21 protein-coding genes are annotated in these 22845 nt (G+C 38.1%); 18 read left to right on the top strand and 3 right to left on the bottom strand.

The window, feature by feature from the left end:
• The first annotated feature begins 1049 nt into the window (after positions 1-1049).
• The 5 genes from ACR65M_RS18040 (at position 1050) to nikC (ending at position 6687) form a co-directional block, all read left to right on the top strand.
• Positions 1050-2066 (top strand): ABC transporter ATP-binding protein, encoded by a 1017-nt coding sequence (locus ACR65M_RS18040; RefSeq protein WP_341332693.1) that lies wholly within the window; start codon positions 1050-1052, stop codon positions 2064-2066.
• Positions 2038-3006, top strand: a complete 969-nt coding sequence (locus ACR65M_RS18035; RefSeq protein WP_341332692.1) for an ABC transporter ATP-binding protein — start codon at positions 2038-2040, stop codon at positions 3004-3006. Before ACR65M_RS18040 ends, ACR65M_RS18035 begins: the two co-directional genes overlap by 29 nt.
• Positions 3007-3052: 46 nt before the next feature.
• Positions 3053-4687, top strand: a complete 1635-nt coding sequence (locus ACR65M_RS18030; protein WP_341332691.1) for an ABC transporter substrate-binding protein — start codon at positions 3053-3055, stop codon at positions 4685-4687.
• 82 nt (positions 4688-4769) lie between these two features.
• A complete protein-coding gene (locus ACR65M_RS18025) occupies positions 4770-5774 on the top strand; it encodes an ABC transporter permease (RefSeq protein WP_341332690.1) in 1005 nt (334 codons plus the stop codon).
• A 22-nt stretch (positions 5775-5796) separates the two neighbouring features.
• The gene (nikC, locus tag ACR65M_RS18020; RefSeq protein WP_099364780.1) at positions 5797-6687 is read left to right on the top strand and encodes a nickel transporter permease; all 891 of its coding nucleotides are present in this window, start codon (positions 5797-5799) and stop codon (positions 6685-6687) included.
• A 29-nt stretch (positions 6688-6716) separates the two neighbouring features.
• Here the strand turns inward: nikC and ACR65M_RS18015 are convergent, their stop codons facing one another.
• Both ACR65M_RS18015 and ACR65M_RS18010 read right to left on the bottom strand, forming a co-directional pair.
• Positions 6717-7793: an FUSC family protein gene (locus tag ACR65M_RS18015; protein ID WP_440273975.1), complete on the bottom strand. Its 1077-nt coding sequence runs from the start codon at positions 7791-7793 to the stop codon at positions 6717-6719.
• Positions 7794-8417: 624 nt separating this feature from the next.
• Positions 8418-9704: a glutamate-1-semialdehyde 2,1-aminomutase gene (locus ACR65M_RS18010; RefSeq protein WP_341332688.1), complete on the bottom strand. Its 1287-nt coding sequence runs from the start codon at positions 9702-9704 to the stop codon at positions 8418-8420.
• Between the two features lie 141 nt (positions 9705-9845).
• Between ACR65M_RS18010 and bcp the strand changes: the two genes are divergently transcribed.
• The 12 genes from bcp to perR all read left to right on the top strand — a co-directional run bounded on the left by bcp (position 9846) and on the right by perR (position 20973).
• Positions 9846-10316, top strand: a complete 471-nt coding sequence (gene bcp, locus ACR65M_RS18005) for a thioredoxin-dependent thiol peroxidase (protein WP_121448899.1) — start codon at positions 9846-9848, stop codon at positions 10314-10316.
• Positions 10317-10551: 235 nt separating this feature from the next.
• Entirely contained in the window at positions 10552-11505 is a 954-nt protein-coding gene (locus ACR65M_RS18000) for an ABC transporter permease (protein ID WP_341332687.1), read from the top strand.
• The gene (locus ACR65M_RS17995; RefSeq protein WP_341332686.1) at positions 11495-12445 is read left to right on the top strand and encodes an iron chelate uptake ABC transporter family permease subunit; all 951 of its coding nucleotides are present in this window, start codon (positions 11495-11497) and stop codon (positions 12443-12445) included. The genes ACR65M_RS18000 and ACR65M_RS17995 overlap by 11 nt, the downstream gene beginning before the upstream one ends.
• Positions 12445-13212 (top strand): iron ABC transporter ATP-binding protein, encoded by a 768-nt coding sequence (locus ACR65M_RS17990; RefSeq protein ID WP_304217830.1) that lies wholly within the window; start codon positions 12445-12447, stop codon positions 13210-13212. The genes ACR65M_RS17995 and ACR65M_RS17990 overlap by 1 nt, the downstream gene beginning before the upstream one ends.
• A gap of 227 nt (positions 13213-13439) precedes the next feature.
• Complete coding sequence (locus ACR65M_RS17985; RefSeq protein WP_341332685.1) at positions 13440-14462, top strand: siderophore ABC transporter substrate-binding protein; 1023 nt, start codon at positions 13440-13442, stop codon at positions 14460-14462.
• A 514-nt stretch (positions 14463-14976) separates the two neighbouring features.
• The gene (locus ACR65M_RS17980; protein WP_440273974.1) at positions 14977-15687 is read left to right on the top strand and encodes a response regulator transcription factor; all 711 of its coding nucleotides are present in this window, start codon (positions 14977-14979) and stop codon (positions 15685-15687) included.
• 29 nt (positions 15688-15716) lie between these two features.
• The gene (locus ACR65M_RS17975; protein ID WP_440273973.1) at positions 15717-16937 is read left to right on the top strand and encodes a sensor histidine kinase; all 1221 of its coding nucleotides are present in this window, start codon (positions 15717-15719) and stop codon (positions 16935-16937) included.
• 120 nt (positions 16938-17057) lie between these two features.
• Complete coding sequence (locus tag ACR65M_RS17970) at positions 17058-17774, top strand: ABC transporter ATP-binding protein (protein ID WP_440273972.1); 717 nt, start codon at positions 17058-17060, stop codon at positions 17772-17774.
• A 189-nt stretch (positions 17775-17963) separates the two neighbouring features.
• Positions 17964-18704 carry an ABC transporter permease gene (locus tag ACR65M_RS17965; RefSeq protein ID WP_440273971.1) on the top strand — a complete coding sequence of 247 codons (741 nt, stop codon included), beginning with the start codon at positions 17964-17966 and terminating at the stop codon, positions 18702-18704.
• Between the two features lie 184 nt (positions 18705-18888).
• Positions 18889-19845, top strand: coding sequence for a D-2-hydroxyacid dehydrogenase (locus tag ACR65M_RS17960; protein WP_440273970.1), 957 nt, complete (start codon positions 18889-18891; stop codon positions 19843-19845).
• Between the two features lies 1 nt (position 19846).
• Positions 19847-20395 (top strand): cob(I)yrinic acid a,c-diamide adenosyltransferase, encoded by a 549-nt coding sequence (locus tag ACR65M_RS17955; RefSeq protein ID WP_440273969.1) that lies wholly within the window; start codon positions 19847-19849, stop codon positions 20393-20395.
• Positions 20396-20529: 134 nt separating this feature from the next.
• On the top strand, positions 20530-20973 hold the full coding sequence (perR, locus tag ACR65M_RS17950; RefSeq protein WP_099352786.1) for a peroxide-responsive transcriptional repressor PerR: 444 nt from the start codon (positions 20530-20532) through the stop codon (positions 20971-20973).
• A gap of 149 nt (positions 20974-21122) precedes the next feature.
• Here the strand turns inward: perR and ACR65M_RS17945 are convergent, their stop codons facing one another.
• Positions 21123-21488, bottom strand: a complete 366-nt coding sequence (locus ACR65M_RS17945; RefSeq protein WP_440273968.1) for a YgzB family protein — start codon at positions 21486-21488, stop codon at positions 21123-21125.
• A gap of 141 nt (positions 21489-21629) precedes the next feature.
• Between ACR65M_RS17945 and ACR65M_RS17940 the strand changes: the two genes are divergently transcribed.
• A complete protein-coding gene (locus ACR65M_RS17940; protein WP_440273967.1) occupies positions 21630-22499 on the top strand; it encodes a nucleotidyltransferase-like protein in 870 nt (289 codons plus the stop codon).
• Positions 22500-22845 lie beyond the last annotated feature (346 nt).

The raw sequence follows: 22845 nt of genomic DNA, 5'->3' as shown, positions 1-22845 counted from the left end.
TTTCGCCTTCCCTTGTCTGAAGATCCCCAAACTTCGGACACACTCGAGCTGATTTCGCGTTCCCTTGTCTGAAGATCTCCAAACTTCGGACACACTCGCACTGATTTCAGCTTCCCTTGTCTGAAGATATCTAAACTTCGGACACACTCGCACTGATTTCGCATTACTTTGTCTGAAGATGCCCAAACTTCGGACACACTCGCGCTGATTTCGCCTTCCCTTGTCTGAAGATCCCCAAACTTCGGACACACTCGAGCTGATTTCGCGTTCCCTTGTCTGAAGATCATCAAACTTCGGACACACTCGCGGTGAATATGCCAACCGTTGTCTGAAGATCTCCAAACTTCGGACACACTCGTACTGATTTCAGCTTCCCTTGTCTGAAGATCATCAAACTTCGGACACACTCGCGGTGAATATGCCAACCGTTGTCTGAAGATCGACGAACTTCGGAAACCCCTGCACAGATTCCGCATTCCAGAGTCTGAAGATCCTCAAACTTCGGACACCCTCGCGGTGAATATGCTAATCCTTGTCCGAAGTTACTCCACCTTCGCACACCCCTGCACAGAATCCGCCTTCTTTTGTTTGAAAATCCACGAACTTCGGACACCCCCGCACAGATTCTGCCACCCGTTTGTCTGAAGATCGCCAAACTTCCGACACACCAGAATTAAATATGCCACCCCTTGTCTGAAGATCCCAAAACATCCAAACCCCTGCAAAAATTTTAACCTTCATTTGTCCGTAGACTTAGCTTTTTTGACTATGATTTTAACTGTTACTACACATTAGAAATTCGTATGCCTATTGATGTGATAATTGGCCGGTTATTAATTCAAAACGGAACCCGTGGATAAACTTCCGCATCTTTTTTATCTTCAAATTCGACGGGTTTCTGCTTTGAATGAGATCTTGTTGTTATTTCCAGGGAAATCCTGTCGAATTATAGGATAAAATTCCTTCGTTTCTCGGGGCCTTTTTTTTACATTGTTGTAATAATTCGTCCACCTTTTTAATAAAACTTCTTGTAAAGGCAGGTGTGATAGATGGGGGAAAAAATAATTGAGGTAAAAGGTTTGCGCACCTCATTTTTTACTGATGAAGGAGAAATACCAGCGGTTGACAACATTGACTTTCATATAAAAGAAGGGGAAATTCTCGGGGTGGTTGGAGAATCAGGTTGCGGGAAAAGTGTCACATCCTTATCGATAATGGGACTAGTTCCAAATCCTCCTGGCAAAGTTGTCGGTGGTGAAATTATTTTTAATCGTGAAAATATCATCCATTACTCTGAGAAAAAGATGCGTCAAATTAGGGGAAATGAAATCGCGATGATTTTTCAGGAACCCATGACTTCTCTTAATCCTTTATTTACAATCGGTAATCAAATGATAGAGGGGATAAAGATACATAGGAAATGGGATAAAAAGAAATCCCGTTTAAAGGCTATTGAAATTATGAAACGTGTCGGCCTTCCGCGTGCAGAGGAATTAATGGAGGAATATCCCCACCAATTATCTGGAGGTATGCGTCAAAGAGTGATGATTGCAATGGCGATGGCATGCAACCCAAAACTATTAATCGCCGATGAGCCAACAACTGCCTTAGACGTTACGATTCAATCACAGATTTTGAAGCTAATGAAGGAATTGAACGTTGAGATGAATACTGCCATTATGCTCATTACACATGATTTAGGCGTTGTTGCGCAAATATGTGAACGAGTGGTTGTCATGTATGCCGGAAAGATTGTGGAAGAAGGCGAAGTCTCATCCATTTTTAAAAATCCGAAGCATCCATATACGAAAGGATTATTAAAATCAGTTCCTGATATTCGCAATAAGAATGAACGCCTTTATTCAATTCCTGGTAATGTGCCAAAGCCGGGTTCAATCAGGCATGGGTGTCGTTTTGCTGAGCGATGTGAATTTGCATTTGAAAGATGCTCATCTGAAAATCCAGAGCTTTATAGGGTTGATGATAGAGGTCATCGTGTTCGCTGTTTTTTGCAAACTCGAGAGGGGGAGAGCAATCATGACACAGCCTTTACTACAAGTCCATAATTTAAAAAAGTATTTTCCGGTTAACGGTGGTGTGTTTGGAAAAAAAGTTGGAGATGTAAAGGCCGTTGATGGACTTTCCTTTTTTGTGAATAAGGGCGAAACCCTAGGGATCGTTGGAGAAAGTGGGTGTGGAAAATCTACAACAGGAAGACTTATCTTACGGCTTTTAGACCCAACAGAAGGGCAGGTTCTATTTAATGATCAGGATGTTACAAATCTATCATTATCAGAGATGAGGAAGCTCAGACGTGATATGCAAATTATTTTTCAAGATCCATACGCTTCCCTAAATCCAAGGCATACTGTCGAAAAAATACTAGAGGAGCCTCTGATCGTTCACGGAATTGGTGATAGAACGGAACGAAAGCGTAGAGTCCAAGAAATGCTAGAGGTCGTAGGATTAAGTAGTTATCATGCAAAACGATATCCGCACCAATTTAGTGGAGGACAGCGACAGCGTATTGGTATTGCAAAGGCGTTAATGACTAATCCTTCCCTCATTATTGCAGACGAGCCAGTTTCCGCTCTCGATGTGTCGATTCAATCACAGGTATTAAACCTTATGGAGGATCTGCAAAAGAAATATGACCTCACCTATATATTTATTGCACATGATTTAGGGGTAGTGCGGCATATAAGTGATAGAGTGGGCGTGATGTATTTAGGAAGAATCATAGAATTGACTGATAGTGAGAAGCTTTACAATAAACCTCTGCATCCATATACAAAAAGCTTGCTTGAAGCTGTGCCAATTCCAGACCCAGATTATAAAAATGAGTCGGTTGGGATCACCGGGGAGATTCCAAGCCCATCAAACCCACCTGCAGGTTGTACATTTCACACAAGATGCAACAGTTGCATGGATATTTGCAAGACGACACGCCCAGAGTTTAAGGAAGTGGAAGAAGGTCATTTTGTTGCTTGTCATCTCTACGAATGACTCGTAGCATTCATGATAATAAAAAAAGCTACAAGGGGGAATTTCATTGTTTAAGAGGAAAGGTATACTAGTCTCAATTTTATTCCTGCTCCTTATATCGACAGCTTTAGTAGGCTGTAGTGGAGGAAGTGAAGAAGGAAGCGAAAATCAAAATGAGGGAGATAAGCCAAAAGAAGAGACTCCAACAGGAGAAGTGCAAAAAGAGCTTGTATTTGGTCGTGGTGGGGATTCTGTTTCTCTAGATCCAATTTCAACCACGGAGGGGGAAACTTTTAAGGTAACGGTGAATATCTTCGAAACCTTAATAAACTATGGAGAACAAGACACCACTTTACAACCAGGTCTGGCAACTGAGTGGACACCTTCTGAAGACGGGCTTGAATATACACTGAAGCTTCGTGAAGGGGTTAAATTCCATGATGGTACGGATTTTAATGCAGATGCCGTGGTTAAGAACTTCGAGCGTTGGATGAATGGAGATGCTGACCAATTCCCTTATTACACCATGTTTGGAGGATTTAAAGGGGATGAAGGTCATGTGATAAAAGAAGTAGTTGCAGAAGACGATTTTACGGTTAAATTTATATTAAATCGTCCACAAGCTCCTTTCTTAAAGAACCTTGCGATGTCCCCATTCGGTATTGCAAGTCCTACTGCACTTGAGAAATTCGGTGGAGACTTTATGAAAAATCCAGTAGGTACAGGTCCATTTAAATTTGTTGAATGGAAAGAAAATGACAGAATTACATTAGAAAAGAACCCTGATTATTGGATGGAAGGCTATCCGAAATTAGAGAAAATTATATTTAGATCAATTCCAGAAAATTCAGCTCGCCTTAATGCATTACTTGCAGGTGAAATTGATTTAATGGATGGCGTAAACCCTTCAGATTTAACTCAAATTGAAGGAAATCCTGATTTACAAACATTTGAGCGACCGTCCATGAATGTTGGTTACTTAGGTTTTACAGTCAATAGACCACCTTTTGATAATAAACTCGTTCGTCAAGCATTAAATCATGCGATTGATAAAGAAGGAATTATTGCAGCGTTTTATGGAGGCCTTGCCGAACCTGCTAAGAATCCACTTCCACCAGCTTTAGAAGGGTATAACGATGATATTGAACCATATCCATATGATCTCGAAAAAGCGAAAGAATTACTAGTTGAGGCAGGTTATCCGGATGGGTTTGAAATGGAGCTTTGGGCAATGCCTGTTCCACGTCCATATATGCCTGATGGAATGAAAGTTGCAGAGGTTATCCAATCAAGCTTTGCTGAAATCGGTGTTAAGGCAGAAATTAAATCAGTTGATTGGGGAACGTACTTGGAACAAGCTAGCAAAGGAGAATTTGATGCCTACATGTTAGGTTGGACAGGGGACAATGGAGACCCAGATAACTTTATTTATACATTATTAGATAAAGATAGCATCGGTAGTAACAACTATTCGTATTACAGTAATGATGAGCTTCATGATATTTTAATTGAAGCCCAAACCATTCCAGATCAAGAGCAACGAAATGAGTTGTATAAAAAAGCTCAGGAAATTATCCATGAAGATTCTCCATGGGCACCATTGGTTCATTCAACACCACTACTAGCAGGAAAGAAAAACCTAAAAGGACTGTTACCACACCCAACTGGTTCTGATATTTTGACAAAGGTTGAATTTGAGTAAAAGATGAATGTTTGAGACAGATCAAAGGGGAGATTTATTCTCCTCTTTGACGTCTACTTTTCCAATAAAAGAGGTGATAACCTTGTTCGCATATACATTACGAAGAATTGGAATGGTCATTCCAGTGTTAATTGGCATGACTCTTGTTGTTTTTTCAATTATTCACCTAATCCCTGGAAATCCGGCACAAATCATCCTTGGCCAGCGTGCTACCGAGGAGGCCATCGCCGCGCTGACAACAAAACTTGGTCTTGATCAACCTTTATACATTCAATATTTCGAGTATATCAAGGGACTCTTGACCGGTGATTTAGGTGAATCTATTCGGACGAAAACGGCTATAAGTGATGAGATTTGGCCCTATCTAGCCGCAACAATAGAGTTAACCCTTGTTGCGATGATTATTGCAATTGTAATAGGAGTTAACGCTGGAATTATAAGCGCTTGGTTTCAGAATTCTTGGTTTGATTACACTGCAATGGTCCTTGCCTTAATTGGTGTATCGATGCCCATTTTTTGGTTAGGGTTAATGGAGCAGTGGGCATTTGCACTTCAATTAGATCTATTACCAACCACCGGCAGAGAAAATGTGCGTGACCCAGTTGATTCAATTACCAGTCTTTATTTAATAGATACTCTAATTAACGGGAGAACTGATCAATTTGTGACGGTCTTAAAGCATTTAATCCTACCGAGTGTCGCGCTAGCAACCATTCCAATGGCAATAATCGCACGTATTACACGTTCTAGCATGCTTGAGGTGATGCGTTCAGACTTCGTAAGAACGGCACGTGCAAAGGGAGTCAAGATGTTTTGGGTCGTGTACAAGCACTCCTTGAAAAATGCGGTCATTCCAGTTTTAACGGTGATCGGTTTACAAACAGGTTTATTACTGGGAGGAGCTATTTTAACAGAAACGATATTTGGTTGGCCAGGAATTGGAAGATATATTTATGAAGCTATTAATTATCGTGATTACCCGGTGATTCAGTCAGGTATTTTAGTAGTCGCGACCTTCTTTGTTTTTATCAATTTAATCGTAGATCTTTTATATGCGGTTATCGATCCGCGAATTAAATATCGTTAAAAAATAGGGAAGGGGTGATTAGATGACAGAGTTAGCTCAAACGGATATGTCGATGAAAAATAATGATGGTGTTATTTCTCCATGGAAGGAAGCGTGGAGAAGCTTTCGTAAAAATAAATTAGCAATTGTAGGAACTTGTATTGTTTTCTTTTTTATCATACTTGCCATTTTTGCACCACTCATTGCGCCTCAAGGAATCGATGAGAAAAATCTGGCAAATCGACTTCAACCGCCTTCCAGTGATCACTGGCTCGGAACAGATGATTTTGGAAGGGACATCTTATCAAGAATCATTTATGGGGCAAGAATCTCATTACGGGTGGGTTTCTTTGCTGTTATGGGCTCCGCGATCGTGGGAAGTTTACTTGGAATCCTAGCAGGATATTATGGTCGTTGGGTAGATAACCTGATTAGTCGAATGTTTGATATATTGCTAGCTTTTCCAAGTATCTTACTCGCTTTAGCTATTGTTGCAATCCTAGGGCCTTCACTTCGAAATGCATTGATTGCTATTGCAATCATCAATGTACCGAACTTTGGAAGGTTGATTCGATCGAGGGTGTTAAGTGTAAAGGAAGAGGAATATATAACCGCCGCCCGGGCTGTTGGGATGAAGGACCGGAGAATTTTATTTCATCATATTCTACCGAACAGTATGGCGCCAATCATCGTCCAGGCATCATTGGCGATTGCGACTGCTATTATTGAAGCAGCAGCACTCGGATTTTTAGGAATGGGAGCTCAGCCACCAAATCCAGAATGGGGTAAAATGCTTGCTGATTCAAAGAATTACTTAACGCAGGCTCCGTGGACAATGATTTTTCCAGGGATTGCAATCATGCTGACGGTGCTTGGATTTAATTTAATGGGGGATGGGCTGAGGGACGCATTAGACCCGAAGATGAAACAATAAAAAAACAGCTAACTTGTGTTAGCTGTTTTTTACTCTTTATTCGCTTCTTCCACGATAACTTCATTGTGAAAACTTTGAAAGCTATCTACCAATGTATCCAATCTTTCAAGCTGTTCAGAGTATTCAAAGATGGTCGATGCAAGTGTCATCAGGTGATACCATGCCTCTTCATCTTCTTCATTCGCTGGCTTTTGTTGATTAAACAAGGTATCAATGATCTTTTTTCGATCAAATGCAAAATCCTGCTTTAGCTCTTCTGGGGCCTGAACCTTTACCTTACCAACAAATTTTAATAATATTTGCTCGTGAAAATGAAGAAGATCATCAATTTCTTTTACAAAAAATTGCTGAAACGGAATCGGCAAATCGTGTAGTTCATTTTCATGCTTATGGAGCTTTTTTAGTGTGTCTAATGCTCGGTTTGTACAAACAATCATTTGTCGAAACAAAACAAGCTTTCTAGACTTTTCGTATTCTACCTTTTTAAAATAATTCCGTTCCTCTTTATATAGGAGAAATAGCTGATCAATTTGTATGATGTTTTCTTTAATTTTGTCGATATCATCTTTTAACGTATTATATTCGGATGCATGCCTTGTACTAACTCGCACCCATTTAAAGATTTCCTCGCATTGCTCGACAATGGCATCATATAGTTTTTTCTCATATTTAGGTGGGAGAAAAACAAGGTTGACTAAAAACGCGGACAAAATTCCCAATAAGATTGCAAGAAAGCGAAGACTTGCAAACTCAATAAATTGTTCACTAGGACTTTCCATGATAGCGATGACGGTTACGATTGCGACTGAGATCGTCTTCTCCATCTTAAACCTCAGGTTAATCGCGATAACAAGAACAACAGTTAGTCCAATGATAAATGCATTATTGCCAAAGTACATTCCAAACATAACTGCAAAGAACGCACCGATCACGTTGGCTTGAACCTGTTCAATCACAGTTAAGTAAGAACGGTATATCGAAGGTTGAATCGCAAAAACAGCAGCAATCCCAGCAAATACCGGGGAAGGTAATTCAAGAAGCTTTGCTAACATTAACGCAAGGGTAATGGCTATTCCCGTTTTTAACATGCGGGCACCAAATTTCATTTATACGAATCCTTTCTATAAAAAAGCTGTTTCCTTATCTACGTGTTCAAAAAGGAGGATAAAAAGGACCTCGTCGGCGATAGCGCCACGTCCTGTGGCGACGCCGACACTAGCACATCCTGTGCGTCGAAAGTTCAAGGCGGTGTAGCTCCCGAGTAGTGGCACGTATGTGTTTGATACGTGAGCATAAGGAATATTACTTCCTTGATTCCACATCGCACGCTGGAAAAGTGGTTTTCTTTTCCAAGGAACGCAAAAGCAAGCCAACGAAGAAATTCGATGCGTCATTTTTACCGGACTTTTTGAACATCATCTTATATTTAGCTTTTTTTCCATAATCTAAACCAATACAGTATCATACAATGATTTTATGCTTATAGCAAGAGAAACATGTCCTAGTCGAGGCCCGTTGTAATTTGGTATTTTGTTGAATGTACAAAGTTTTTTCTCTTCTATTGCGGAAATTTAAAATATGGCCGATAAAATTAAAATACGGCTATTAGCTTTAGTTTTTTGGCTAATAAATCAAAAATACGGCTAATAATAAAAATTTATGGACAATAGCATAAAATAAAGCTAGAAATCAAAAAAAACCTGCCCCACGGCAGGTTTCCAATAAACACCTTATAAATTCTTGAACGCATATTCAACTGCTTTTAATGTCTCAATTATATCTTCTTCGGTATGAGCAATCGTTAAGAACCATGCTTCATATTTTGAAGGGGCAAGATTGATGCCTTGGCTAAGCATTAATTTAAAGAAACGACCAAACATTTCGCCGTCTGTATTTTCTGCCTGCTCATAGTTTTCAACTTTTTCATTCGTAAAGAAAATCGTCAATGCGCCTTTTAATCGGTTAATTGTAATTGGAACATTGTAGGTAGATGCATGCTGTAAAATTCCTTCTTCAAGGATTGCACCGAGTCGATCTAATTTCTCATACAATCCTTCTTCCTGAAGCACTTCTAAACAAGCGATTCCTGATAGCATGGATGCTGGATTGCCAGCCATCGTTCCTGCTTGATATGCTGGCCCAAGTGGAGCTACCTGTTCCATAATTTCTTTTTTACCGCCATATGCGCCTATTGGAAGTCCGCCACCAATGATTTTTCCTAACGCTGTTAAATCTGGTGTAATGCCTAATAGATTCTGAGCGCCTCCATACATAAAACGGAAAGCTGTAATGACCTCATCAAAAATAACGAGTGCACCTGCTTCATGAGAAAGCTCAAGTACTTGTTCTAAAAAGCCTTCTTTAGGCTCGACAATTCCAAAGTTCCCTACAATTGGCTCAACAAGTACTCCGGCAATTTCCGAACCCCATTTAGCAAGGGCTTCTTTAAATGGTTCAATATCATTGAAAGGAACCGTGATTACTTCTTGTGCAATGCTCTTTGGGACACCAGCAGAATCTGGGGTTCCTAATGTGGAAGGGCCAGAACCAGCTGCTACAAGCACAAGGTCAGAATGTCCGTGATAGCAACCTGCAAATTTAATGATCTTTGTTCTATTTGTATACGCGCGTGCCACACGGATTGTTGTCATAACTGCTTCCGTACCGGAGTTTACAAAACGTACTTTATCCATCCCTGGAATAGCTTCCTTTAGCATTTTTGCAAACTTTACTTCATGTGGAGTCGGTGTTCCGTAAAGCACACCCGTTTCAGCAGCTTTTGTAATGGCTTCGGTAATATGAGGATGGGCATGACCTGTAATAATTGGACCATAAGCAGCCAAATAATCTATGTATTTATTCCCATCTACATCCCAAAAGTAAGCACCCTTTGCACGTTCCATCGCCGCGGGTGCACCGCCGCCCACTGCCTTATATGAACGTGACGGACTATTTACACCACCAACGATGTGCTCCAATGCTTCACTATATAACTCTTCTGATTTTGAAAAATTCATTTATGTCCTTCCTCCTAGCTTTGAAATCAACTATTCTATTTTAGCACGAATACCTTTAAAACAAATACCGTCCTGATTATTTGTATATCTTCTATAAATTATGTACCCTATTCTTAATAGGAAAAACAGGAGGTAATCGAAATGACAATTGAAGTTGGACAAAAGGCGCCTGAATTTACAGCAACAGCGAGTAACGGAGAAACAGTTTCATTAGCAGATTTTAAAGGAAAGAATGTATTGCTATATTTTTATCCAAAAGATATGACACCAGGTTGTACAACAGAGGCTTGTGATTTTAGGGATGCGCACGAAAGCTTTGGTGGGCTTGATACTGTAATTCTTGGGGTAAGCACTGACTCACTTGAGCGACATAAAAAATTCATTGATAAATATGATCTTCCATTTCTTTTATTGGTAGATGAGGATCATGAAGTAGCAGAGAAATATGGAGTTTGGAAGCTGAAGAAAAACTTCGGCAAGGAGTACATGGGAATCGAACGTTCCACATTCGTCATTGATAAAGAAGGAAATCTTGTAAAAGAATGGCGGAAAGTTTCCGTCAAAGGCCATGTCGAAGAAGCTCTTACATATATCAAAGAACACCTGAATTAATTTGTGAAAGTTTTGTGAAAATAATAAGAATTAAGTTGGGGACATTCATCGATGTATCGACTTAAACTGTAGTGAGAATAACAGTTCGAATGTTTACGGGTGGCGAATGAGGAGCCACCCGTATTCCTATTTCAAGGTTGATTTTACAATTTTCATTACTTATAATGAAATTATTAGTAATGATAATCGTTTTCATTTATCACACTAAGAATACACATGTTATGAGGATTTACAAATGAGACTATGGATGTTAATCATTATTGGCATTGTCCTGTCTTTCATTTCGCTATTTATTGGGGCTATTGATATTACACCGATGGACCTGCTTGATTGGGAATCTGATGAGACGCAGATATTCTTAATAAGCCGTGTTCCTCGTTTAATGGCGATAATCCTAGCTGGAGCAGGAATGAGTATTGCAGGTTTAATTATGCAAAGTTTAAGCAGAAACAAGTTCGTATCTCCAACAACTGCAGGTACATTAGATGCAGCAAAGCTTGGGATCTTAATATCAATGCTATTCTTTACAAATGTAACTTACACACAACAGATTATTTTTAGTTTTGCATTTGCTCTAGTAGGTACATTTATCTTCATGCAAATTCTAGACAAGATTAAATTTAAAGATGCTATTTTTGTCCCGTTAATCGGGATTATGTACGGAAATATCTTATCATCAATCGCGACGTTCTTTGCATATGAAGCAGACCTTATTCAGAACATTTCGTCCTGGTTAATGGGAAGCTTCACATTAATAATTGCAGGACGTTACGAGCTTCTATATATAGCAGTCCCAACGATTATATTAGCGTATATATTTGCTAATAAGTTTACCGTTGCTGGTATGGGTGAGGATTTTGCGAAGAATTTAGGATTGAGCTATAAGGTAGTATTAAATATCGGCCTTATCCTAGTAGCGATTATTTCAACAACTGTTGTTTTAACGGTTGGGGTCATTCCATTTTTAGGATTAATTGTACCGAATATCGTTTCACTTTATTTAGGGGATAATTTACGAAAAACAATTCCTCATACAGCAGCATTAGGAGTTGTGTTTCTATTAATCTGTGATATTTTAGGTAGAGTCATAGTCCATCCTTACGAGATTCCAGTCAATGTAACAGTTGCAGTAATCGGCAGTGCGATCTTCTTAATTATGTTATTTAGGGGGAGAGCATATGCGAAATAGTACTAAATTGATTCTCTTAGCTGTCATCGCAATCGTATGTATTTTATTATATGGGTTTTATGATTTAAAAGGTGGATTTGATTACGCATTTCCTAAACGAATGATCCGTGTTTCTGCAATGGTTGTTACAGGAATTGCAATTGCATACTCAACCGTTGTATTCCAAACAATTACGCAAAACCGGATTCTAACACCTTCAGTTATGGGACTCGACTCAATGTATGAAGTCGTTCAAACCTTAATCTATTTCTTTGCGGGCTCCATGTCGATTTGGGTATTAAATAAGTATTTAAACTTTGGCGCTGCGATATTAGCAATGGTATTATTTGCACTAATTTTATATCGCTTCCTATTCAGGTCTGATAAACATCCAATCTATCTACTGTTATTAATAGGAATGATAATAGGAACTCTTTTGGGAAGTCTCGTGACATTTTTACAAGTCATGATTGACCCAGTTGAATATTTAGCATTACAAAATCGCTTATTTGCTACCTTTACAAATGTGAAGGCAGAACTGTTATATATCGCGATTGGTATCTTATTAATCGCCTTTATTTACGGATATTTAATCATGGATAAATTAGATGTCATGTCCCTTGGTCGTGAAAACGCAATGAACTTGGGTGTGAATTATGACAAGATGGTCATGAATATATTAATTCTATCATCTGTGTTAATTGCAACGGCAACTGCGTTGGTTGGCCCGATAACATTTTTCGGTTTAATCGTAGCAAACCTTGCATATCAATACTTAGTCACATATAAGCACTCCATTTTAATATTAGGAGCAAGCTTAATGGGGATTATTGCCCTTGTAGGTGGCCAATTCCTGGTTGAACATATTTTTGAACTACGTACGACATTAAGTGTCATCATTAACTTTGTTGGTGGTATTTACTTCATTTACTTACTATTAAGAGAAAGTAGGTCAGCATGATGATTGAAATCAAAGGATTATCCAAGTATTTTGGTAAGAAGCCAGTTGTCGAGGATGTAACCATAACAATTGAACCAGGTACGATTACATCGTTTATCGGGCCGAATGGTGCTGGTAAATCCACGCTTCTTTCGATGGTAAGTCGTTTATTAGATGCTGATACTGGGGAAGTTTTACTAGATAAAAATAATGTACAGAAGTGGAAATCTTCTGAGTTTGCACAACGTGTTTCGATTTTGAAACAATCGAATTATTTAAATGTACGATTAACAATCCGTGAGCTAGTTGCATTTGGTCGCTATCCTTATTCAAAGGGGCGCCTTACAGATGTGGACGAAAAATTCATTGATCAAGCTCTCGAATATATGAACCTAGTTGATATCCAAGATAAATTCTTAGATGAATTATCAGGTGGACAAAGACAACGTGCATTTATCGCAATGGTAATTGCTCAGGATACGGACTATGTACTGCTTGATGAACCATTAAATAACCTTGATATGAAGCACTCTGTTCAAATAATGAAGATCCTACGTAAGCTTGTTGATGAGCTTGGCAAAACAGTTGTTATTGTCTTGCATGATATCAATTTCGCATCAGTATATTCAGACCGAATCGTTGCATTGAAAGATGGCAAGCTTGTTAAAAATGGACCTACACATGAAATCATTAATTCCGACGCCTTACGTGAAATTTACGATATGGATATCCCAATTCAAGAGCAAAATGGCTGTCGGATCTGTGTTTACTTCAATTCACATGCATAAAACCTAGAGAATCAATTCTCTGGGTCTTTTTTATAAATGAGAGTTCAAGTGGCAATAAAGTACATGTGAATGCGGAAAAATAGGAATAAAAATATTCAAAAAAAATTTAATGATTTAGTATTGACGGAAGTTTTGTAAGCATCTATAATGAGAATTGTTATCAATGATAATGATTCTCATTTTTAGTAAGAAAATTACATATTGTTTAAATAAGGAGAGGAATCAAAATGAAGAAATGGAAATTTGCAAGTGCAATCTTAGCTCTAACTGTAGCGCTTACAGCTTGTGGCAATGACGATGAGGCTACAAAGGAAAAAACAAATGAGACTGACGTAGCAGGAGAACAAACAACGAATGAAGCTACAGGTCAATACCCAATGACCATTTCACCAACAATTGCTTCAACTGACACTGAAGAAGCGGGTACAATAAATTTTGAAGATGTAACATTTGAATCAATGCCAGAAAAGATTGTTGTATTTGATTATGGTTTCCTAGATACACTAGATACTCTTGGTGTTGAAGGAGTTGTAGGGGTTCCACAAGATTCTAGTTTGCCAGAAAACCTTGAAGAGTACGCGGGCGATGATTATGTGAATGTTGGGACATTAAAAGAACCATTACTTGAAGATATCGCTGAAATCGGTCCAGATGCGATTTTCATTTCTGGCCGTCAATCTCCATTCTATGAGGAACTAAGTGAAATCGCACCTGTAGTGTTCGTTGGAACTTCACAAGATGACTACTGGAACACATTTTTAGCTTCAGTAGATGTAGCAGCGAAAATGTTTGATAAAGAAGATGAAGCAAAAGAGCACATTGCAAAAATTGATTCTGCAATCGAAGAAGTTAAGGCGTTATCTGGCAACTATGAGACTTCTTTAGTGACAATGTACAATGAAGGTAAATTATCTGGTTTCGCAGAAAACTCTCGCTTTGGTTATATCTATGATATTTATGGGTTCAAGCCAGTAACAAATAATATCGAATCTTCTTCTCATGGATCGAACTTCGGTTTTGAAGCAATTCTTGAATTTGATCCCGAAGTCTTATTCGTAATCGACCGTACCGCTGCGGTAGGTGATCAATCTAATATCGACAAAGATATGGAAAACAAAATCATTCAGAAAACGAAAGCTTATCAAAACAAACGAATCGTGTATCTAGATGGCGTACTTTGGTACCTAAGCGGTGGCGGTTTACAATCTGAACTTGCAAAAATCGAAGAAATTTTAGCTGAGTTAAAATAATTTACAATAAGGCTGTCCAGAAAGTCAGTGGAAAAACTGATGATCTGGGCGGCTTTTTTTATTGGGATGGATATTAGATATGACGTTTTCCAGTGTTTAACAAAGGTAATGCCATATCGTATGTTTATTGTATAAGATTTTACAGAGATATCCAAAAGTGATGCCATATCGTGTGCTTTTGACATGGTACTTTCAAAAAAGTTCCAAATGTCAATGGATAAAGGGGGTTAGCGGTACAAGCAAGAGTGAAAAATGTCTGAGCATGTAAGGCAAGAAAGGTTTAGCGGTACATGCTAGTGAGAGAACAAGTTTAGCATGTTCGTTAACAACGGTCTTGTGGTACATGCTAGACCGATAATAGGTAGAGTATGCCCCGCAAGTATAGGTCAGCGGCACAACGAAACCTAAAGCATGTCCTACAAGCACAACTTCCATAAAAAAATACACCAAGATTCCATTGAGTTTGTTATACTGAAGATAAAAATGGAATTGTATGGAAGAAAGGGGCATGCAGATGAATCGGACTATACTAATTGTGGATGACCAGCCTGAGATAGTTGAGCTTCTAGGTCTTTATTTAGAAAAAGAGAGTTATAGAATTCTTGAAGCCTTTAACGGGCGAGAAGCACTTCAAATCATAGAGCGGGAAAGTATTGATTTAATGCTTGTCGACCTAATGATGCCCAATATTAACGGCTATCAGCTAATAAAGAAAGTAAGACAGAATTTGCACATTCCTATCATCATCATTTCTGCAAAAAACGAGGATAACGATAAAATTCTAGGTCTCGGCCTTGGAGCAGATGATTTCATTCCGAAGCCATTTAATCCATTAGAGGTGATTGCTCGAGTACAGGCTCAGCTAAGAAGAAGCTATAGTTATAAACAGGAGTCTACACCCCAATCTGAAAGCCTACTTATAAAGGTGGGAGATATCGTCTTAGATGAGAGCACCTATTCTGCTAGGAAGGATGACGCGACAATTCCACTTACAAAAATTGAATATCGAATCTTGGAGTTATTAATGAGTTCACCTGGTAGGGTGTATACAAAACAACAAATCTTTGAACGAGCATGGAATGATTATTACATGGGTGGGGAAGAAGACAATACGATTAACGTTCATATATCAAAGCTAAGAGAAAAGCTTGAGGAAAATCCCAAAAAACCAAACTATATAAAAACGATAAGAGGCCTTGGGTATAAATTTGTGAGCAAAAAGTAGAAGTATATGAAACTAAGAGGAAGAGATATATGAAAAAATTAATCTATCGGGTCTTTCCAGAACAAGAAGGAGTAATCCCGTATTTATACATTGCAAACCTGGTTTTCCCACTTTACTTTTTATTTCAGGAATCACAAGGGAAACTATTACTGGGTCTATTGCTAGTGACAGTCTTTGTTTTAGCTTATCGACAGGTGTATTGGAACCCTCAGCACACACTTCCACTTATGTTTATTCAGATGTCAATCATTCTATTATTTGGTTTTGCGTATAACCCATTGTATATTTACATGATATTCATTATTGTGTATCAGATGGTTCGTCTACCAATGCAAATGCTCTACGTCCTTTGTGGCCTCTTCACAATTTTTGGTCTGTTCCTAATCTATCAGGTTGTCCTTTCAGGAGAATATTCCGCCATTCTTAACTTTGGCCCACCTTTGTTTGGTGGTAGCATCCTCCCATTTATCATGAAAGGTTCGATAAAGTATAAGGAAATGAGCGAAAACTTGAAACGAACTGCGGAAGAGCTTGAACAAAAGAATCGAGAAAAAACAAGATTGGAAGAGAGTAAAAAGCAAATGCTTGCAGATATTTCACATGATTTAAAAACTCCTATCACCACCATTCAAGGGTATTCCAAGGTGTTGTATGAAGGGCTTGTAAAAGACGAGGAACAAACGAAGAAGTACTTAAGGTACATCTATGAGAAATCAATTCGTGTAACGTCATTAATCGATGAGCTTTTTATGTTCTCAAAATTAGATAGTCCTGATGTTCCTATTCAAAAAGAGAAAAAAGATATTTGTGAATTTTACCGCGGAGTCATTGCTGAGCATTATGATATTTTTGAGGAAAAGGACATGGAGCTAGAGATCGATATACCAAATGAAAAAATAATGCACGCATTTGATCAAAAGCTGTTAAACAGGGCGTTGTCGAACCTTCTGCAAAATATTAATAAATATAATCCTGAGGAAACAAAAGTTTTTCTCAAATTAACTAAGAATGAAGAAAAAATAATAATTGAAATAGGTGACGATGGTATCGGCATCAGAGAAGATATCGCCCGAACAGTATTCGATCCTTTCGTAAGAGGCGATAAAAGCAGAATGAACGACGAAGGCTCAGGACTTGGCCTTGCCATCACAAAGAAAATCATTGAACTACATAACGGAAACATCCGAGTAGATACAACGCCAAAACAAGGAAAAACCAATTTTATAATCGAACTACCACTAAAAGTATAGCCATTGCTATACTTTTTTCAATTTTAAGCAAGATATAAGACTCACTTAAGGTTGAGTTAAGGTTCGCTGACTATGATAAAAGTAACAAAACAAAGGGAAAGCATAAAGGAGGACCTTAACATGAATCAATCTGTTATTGAGCTTACAAATATATCGAAAAGTTATGGAGATGTGAAAGCTGTTGACGGTATCAGCCTACAAGTCAAAAAAGGAGAAGTGCTCGGAATCATCGGTGCGAATGGAGCAGGAAAATCAACCACTCTTGAAATTATGATGGGCATTCGAAGACCTGATGCAGGAACTGTTAAAGTTCTAGGGATGAATGTTGAAGAAGCATCAAATGAAATCAAACAAAAAATCGGTATCCAGCTTCAACAAACAGCCCTATACGATCGAATCAAAGTGAAAGAAGCACTTAAATTATTTAGTTCCTATTATGATAAAACACGAAACTTACAGGAAATCATCGAAGCACTGGGACTCAAACCTTATCTAAACAAATATGTTAAAAATCTGTCAGGGGGCTGGCAGCAGCGTACATCGCTTGCATTAGCGCTAGTAAATGATCCAGACATTATCTTTCTCGACGAACCTACGACAGGATTAGACCCACAAGCAAGACGTGATCTCTGGACCTGCATCAACCAATATCGTGACGAAGGAAAAACAATACTCTTATCAACACATTACATGGATGAAGCGCAAAAGCACTGTGACCGAATCGCCATTATTAAAAAGGGAAAGCTTGTTGCCTGTGACAAACCACAGAACTTAATCGATTCATATCTGCAAGGAGCAGGGACTATGGAAGAGGTTTACTTAAAATATGCAGTTTAACTTTATTCAGCAAGAGTCCTTATTTTCTAAGTGGGAGAATCAAATCAGAAGTGGTTCGAACCTTGACTGAATAAAGTTATGCCTCCGGCGGATGCCACAGATTTTCAAAGGTGATTTTTCGAGCGAGCTCGAAAAAATCTGGGCGCAAATACGCCAAGGCGCATTTGATTTAATAAGGAGGAAAAACAAATGCAATCAATTATTACACATACACAAATGGAATTAAGATTATTTTTTCGTGAAACACTAGCTTTATTGTTTACTCTTATTGTCCCTGCCGTCAGCTTTGTCGTTTTTGGGTTAATGTTTGAATCAAACTCATACGAGGGACTTAATTATTTCCAAGCGTACATTCCAAGTATGATTGCCATCATTATTTTTACAACAGCCTTTTTCTCGATGGGGCTGCAAATTGTAATCGACCGTGAAAAAGGAGTTTACAAACGTTTAAAAGGAACACCAATCAATCAAAATGCTATCTTTACTGCAACCATTTTAAAAGGCTTTATCGCGATCTACGTTGGGGCAATTGAAATCCTTTTGATCGCAAAATTTGGTTTTGGTTCAGAACTAACTGCGCATCCATTTGAATTTTTTGTAGCTTTAACATTTAGCGCGATTACATTTTTCTCTATCGGCTTTATCGTTTCAAGCATCACAAAGAGAATGCAAACTGCATTAGGCGTTGCCATGATTGCGATGTACCCAATGATGTTTCTATCAGGGGCAACAATTCCGTTAGAAACTTACCCAGAGATTCTTCAAAAGATTGCTGCCATCGTACCGCTTACCTATGTAGTTAATGTCTTAAGAGATGGCTGGAATGGAACACTATTTTCTTCAGGTGCATTGCTTGACATCGGAATCTTAGTTGGAATTCTAATTGTATCAACAATCATTGGTTTAAAATACTTCAAATGGACGGACTAATAGAGTGCCTATTTTTTACAGATTGTGTCAAACGTCTATACACATTCAGTTTAACGACGTATCTTATTAGTGTAGGGCATACCTCCTCAGATGTTAGCGAATTTTGTGCGAGAGAAATCTCGCACCTTTTTTTGTTTTACTTCTTTTAGAAAGTTGATACTATAGTAGGTAAGGAGGCGTAATTATGCGAATTTTATCAACATTTATTCCAATTGAAGAAGTAACAGAAAAAATGAAAAAGGCGTTTCCGGATGAAGAATTTATCTATTGTGAGGATATAGAAGAGGCCATACCGGAACTACATAAAGCAGATATTTTACTTACATACGGGGAGGACTTAAACTCCGAACATATTGAAATGGCCAAAAATCTAAAATGGATTATGGTGATCTCAGCAGGATTAGAACTAATGCCTTTTAAAGCGATTAAGGAAAAAGGGCTTCTTGTTACAAACGTACGGGGAATTCACAAAATCCCAATGTCTGAATACACACTTTCGATGATGCTACATGTCACAAAGAAAAATAAAAAAATCGTTGAGCAGCAAAAAGACAAAAGCTGGGATCGCCTGACGAATTTTCCGGTAGGAGAGTTACATGGAAAAACACTGGGCATCCTGGGAGTGGGTGCGATTGGCGGTGAAATAGCTCGATTAGCAAAAGCTTTTCATATGAAGGTCATCGGATTAAATCGCAGCGGGAACAAGCATGAATTTGTTGATGAAATGGTTCAATATGATGGACTTAATTACGTATGCGAAAATGTTGATTATCTTGTTTCAGTCCTACCGAGTACGGATGAAACAAAATACATTCTAACTGATACTCATTTTGATTTAATGAAAAAAGACGCAGTTTTCATTAATATTGGGCGAGGAGATTTAGTGAAAGACGAAGTCATATTACGAGCGGTTCAATTAAATAAGATTTCACACGCAGTATTGGATGTGTTCGAAGAAGAACCACTACCAAGCAAACATCCTTTTTGGACACTTGAAAATGTGACAGTTACCCCACATATCTCGAGTAAATCAAAATTTTATCAACCACGATCATTTGAGATCTTTGAACAAAACCTACATGTTTTTAAGCAAGGCGGCAGTGAGTTTATCAATAAAATTGACTTAGACCGGGGGTATTAGTATGAAAATCTATACTAAAACAGGGGATAAAGGCACAACCTCATTAGTATATGGACAGCGAGTTTCAAAAAATGACCTGCGTGTTGAGGCATACGGAACTTGTGATGAAGCGAACTCTATGATCGGATTAGGATTAAGTCACCTGTATCATACTAAATTTGAAGGCAAAGAAGAGGTTGAGGCGATCTTTAAAAAGGTTCAAACGACCTTGTTTCACGTCGGTGCCGAACTTGCAACTCCTGCAGGGAAAGAAGTTAAATGGAAAGTTTCCGATGGGGATATTTCCCTTTTAGAGACAACAATCGATAAATGGGATGCACAAATTCCTCCACTTACAAACTTTGTATTACCGGGTGGTAGCCAAGCAGGGGCTTCCTTCCATGTTGCTAGAACTATCGTAAGAAGAGCTGAAAGAAAAGCTGTTGCAGTCGGAGACCAGGTAAATCCATTAGTTACCTCTTACTTAAATCGACTTTCTGATTTTCTTTTTGTTGCGGCTCGCTACGTTAACCATGGGCTTGGGCAGGGTGAACCAACCCTTCATCAGTGAATTATTCTAAAAAAGAATCGTAATTCAATCGGATTAGTCATATAGTAATGGTAGATATGTTGACAAAAGCGGTCGGAGCGAGATACACTAATTATAAGGATTATAAAGTAATAATGTTTACTAGAAAGAGGTGCATGGCGGTGTCAGACAATCACTTGAAAGAAGCGCTTGATACGTTGAAAGAAACCGGGGTTCGAATCACTCCGCAACGTCATGCGATACTAGAGTATTTAATTAATTCAATGAGTCACCCGACTGCAGATGATATTTATAAAGCACTTGAAGGAAAGTTTCCAAACATGAGCGTTGCAACCGTGTATAACAATCTTCGTGTTTTTAAAGAAGTAGGCTTAGTAAAAGAATTACCTTACGGAGATTCATCAAGCCGTTTCGATTTTATCACTACTCAGCATTATCATGTGATTTGCGAAGAATGTGGTAAAATTGTGGACTTCCATTACCCAGGATTGGATGAAGTGGAAGCATTGGCAGCACATGTAACAGGCTTTAAAGTTAGTCATCATAGAATGGAAATTTACGGCTCATGTCAAGAATGTCAAAAAAAGTGCGCTCATTAAAAAAGCTGACGAGGTAATCCTGTCAGCTTTTTTCTATTTTGTTTAGGTCAAGTTGCCATTGACGCAAGTCATTATCCAATCACTTCGGAAGTTAATCTGTACCTTCTGTCAGTGCTTGTCCTTTTCTGGTCGTCGATAAGTAGCGGCTTTCACTTTTCTACTTTAGTGTATTTTTTACTATTGTATTTTTCATCAAACTCTTTTCCTTCGAGTTCCGGATCAAGAGTTAGTGGTTCCTTACAATACATACAAACATCCACTCGTCCTAACATTTTAGTTGGCTTGTTGCATGAAGGGCAAGTTACCTGAATTGTTCGAGTCGAAAGCAAGCCGATCCAGAAATAAACAACAGTACTGGCTAAAATAAAAATAAGGCCAAGAATCATAAATATTGTCATTACGATAACATGATCTTTAAAAAAGATCCCCCCGTACATGACAATAAATCCAACGAAAATCAAAGCAAGAGCAAAAGAACGAATTTTATTAATTTTACTTGAATATTTTACACCCATGTTTAATCCAACCTCCTTCATATACTATACAATATAAAAAAGAAAGATAAAAATAAAAAAAAGATTCTGCATAAGATGTGAAGGTTTTATTTTTTAGACGTCGAAATATATACCCAACGGATTTGATTGGAGGATATCAAAATGGAGGATTTACTTCGCCCCCTTTATCAGGAAAGAGCAAGCCAACCCAGTACATTAGGGATCATTCTAATTGAAAAGGGGAAGGATGCTTTTACTTATACCGATTATTTTGACATAGCCTTACTCGTCATTGTAAAAGAGCATGAGAAGAATATGTTTATCAAACATTATAATTACGACAATAGAAAAGCATCTTTATATACTGTAAAAGAAAGTCAAATTAAAGAATGGTTTCTATTAGGAACTAATCGAAAAATTGTAAACTGGATCTTAAACGGAAAAGTACTATTTGATCGGAATGAATACATCATTAATTTAAGAAACAAGCTACATGAATTTCCCACAGAAGAAAGACAGATAAAAATGGGTATGGAATTTGCAAAACTAATTCGCCGTTATCAGGATGGAAAAGCATTTTTTAATGCAAAGCAATATTTAGACGCATATAACTATGTCATTCATGCGCTCCATCATTTAGCTAGACTAGCGATCTTCGAAAATGGCTTTCATCCTGAAGTCACAGTCTGGAATCAAGTGAAACAAATTGATCCCCAAATTTATAAGCTATATATTGAACTTTTGGAAAGTGAGGAATCACTTGAAAAGCGACTAGAGCTTTTATTCTTGGCTAGCGAATTTCTCATACATTCAAGGGCAAAACGTGGAGCATGTCATATCATAAATGTTCTATCTAAAAGGGATGACGCTTGGACTTACGGTGAAATAATGGAGCTTCCCGAACTTAAAGTGTACTCAGTGGATCTTGAGGTTTATCTAGAATTCCTTGTAGAAAAACACTTTATAAATGTAGAAAAGCTCGAAACAAAAGGGAAAGGAATTTTCCATAGAACTTATCATGTTAATAAGTAAAACCTCTAACTCCTTCATATATTTGAAGGGGTTTTTATTATTTTAATAAAATATTTCTATTTGGAGTTGACGGATAGTTGAACCGCATGTTATATTATATTTCGCCGCTGAAAAACAAACATCAGCTGGCAAAAAGATTTAAAAAATATTATTGACATTAATAAATCACCATGATATATTAATAAAGTCGCTTCTGAGCGGCGGGTCAAAAAGTTCTTTGAAAACTGAACACAATACAAGCGTCAACGTTTAATTCTAAAGTAACAAACTATTGAGCAATCAATACTCTTATTGGAGAGTTTGATCCTGGCTCAGGATGAACGCTGGCGGCGTGCCTAATACATGC

Source organism: Ferdinandcohnia sp. SAFN-114 (genome assembly GCF_059415045.1).
The sequence above is the reverse complement of the archived record's forward strand: the minus strand, read 5'-3'. Positions and strand labels throughout refer to the sequence as shown.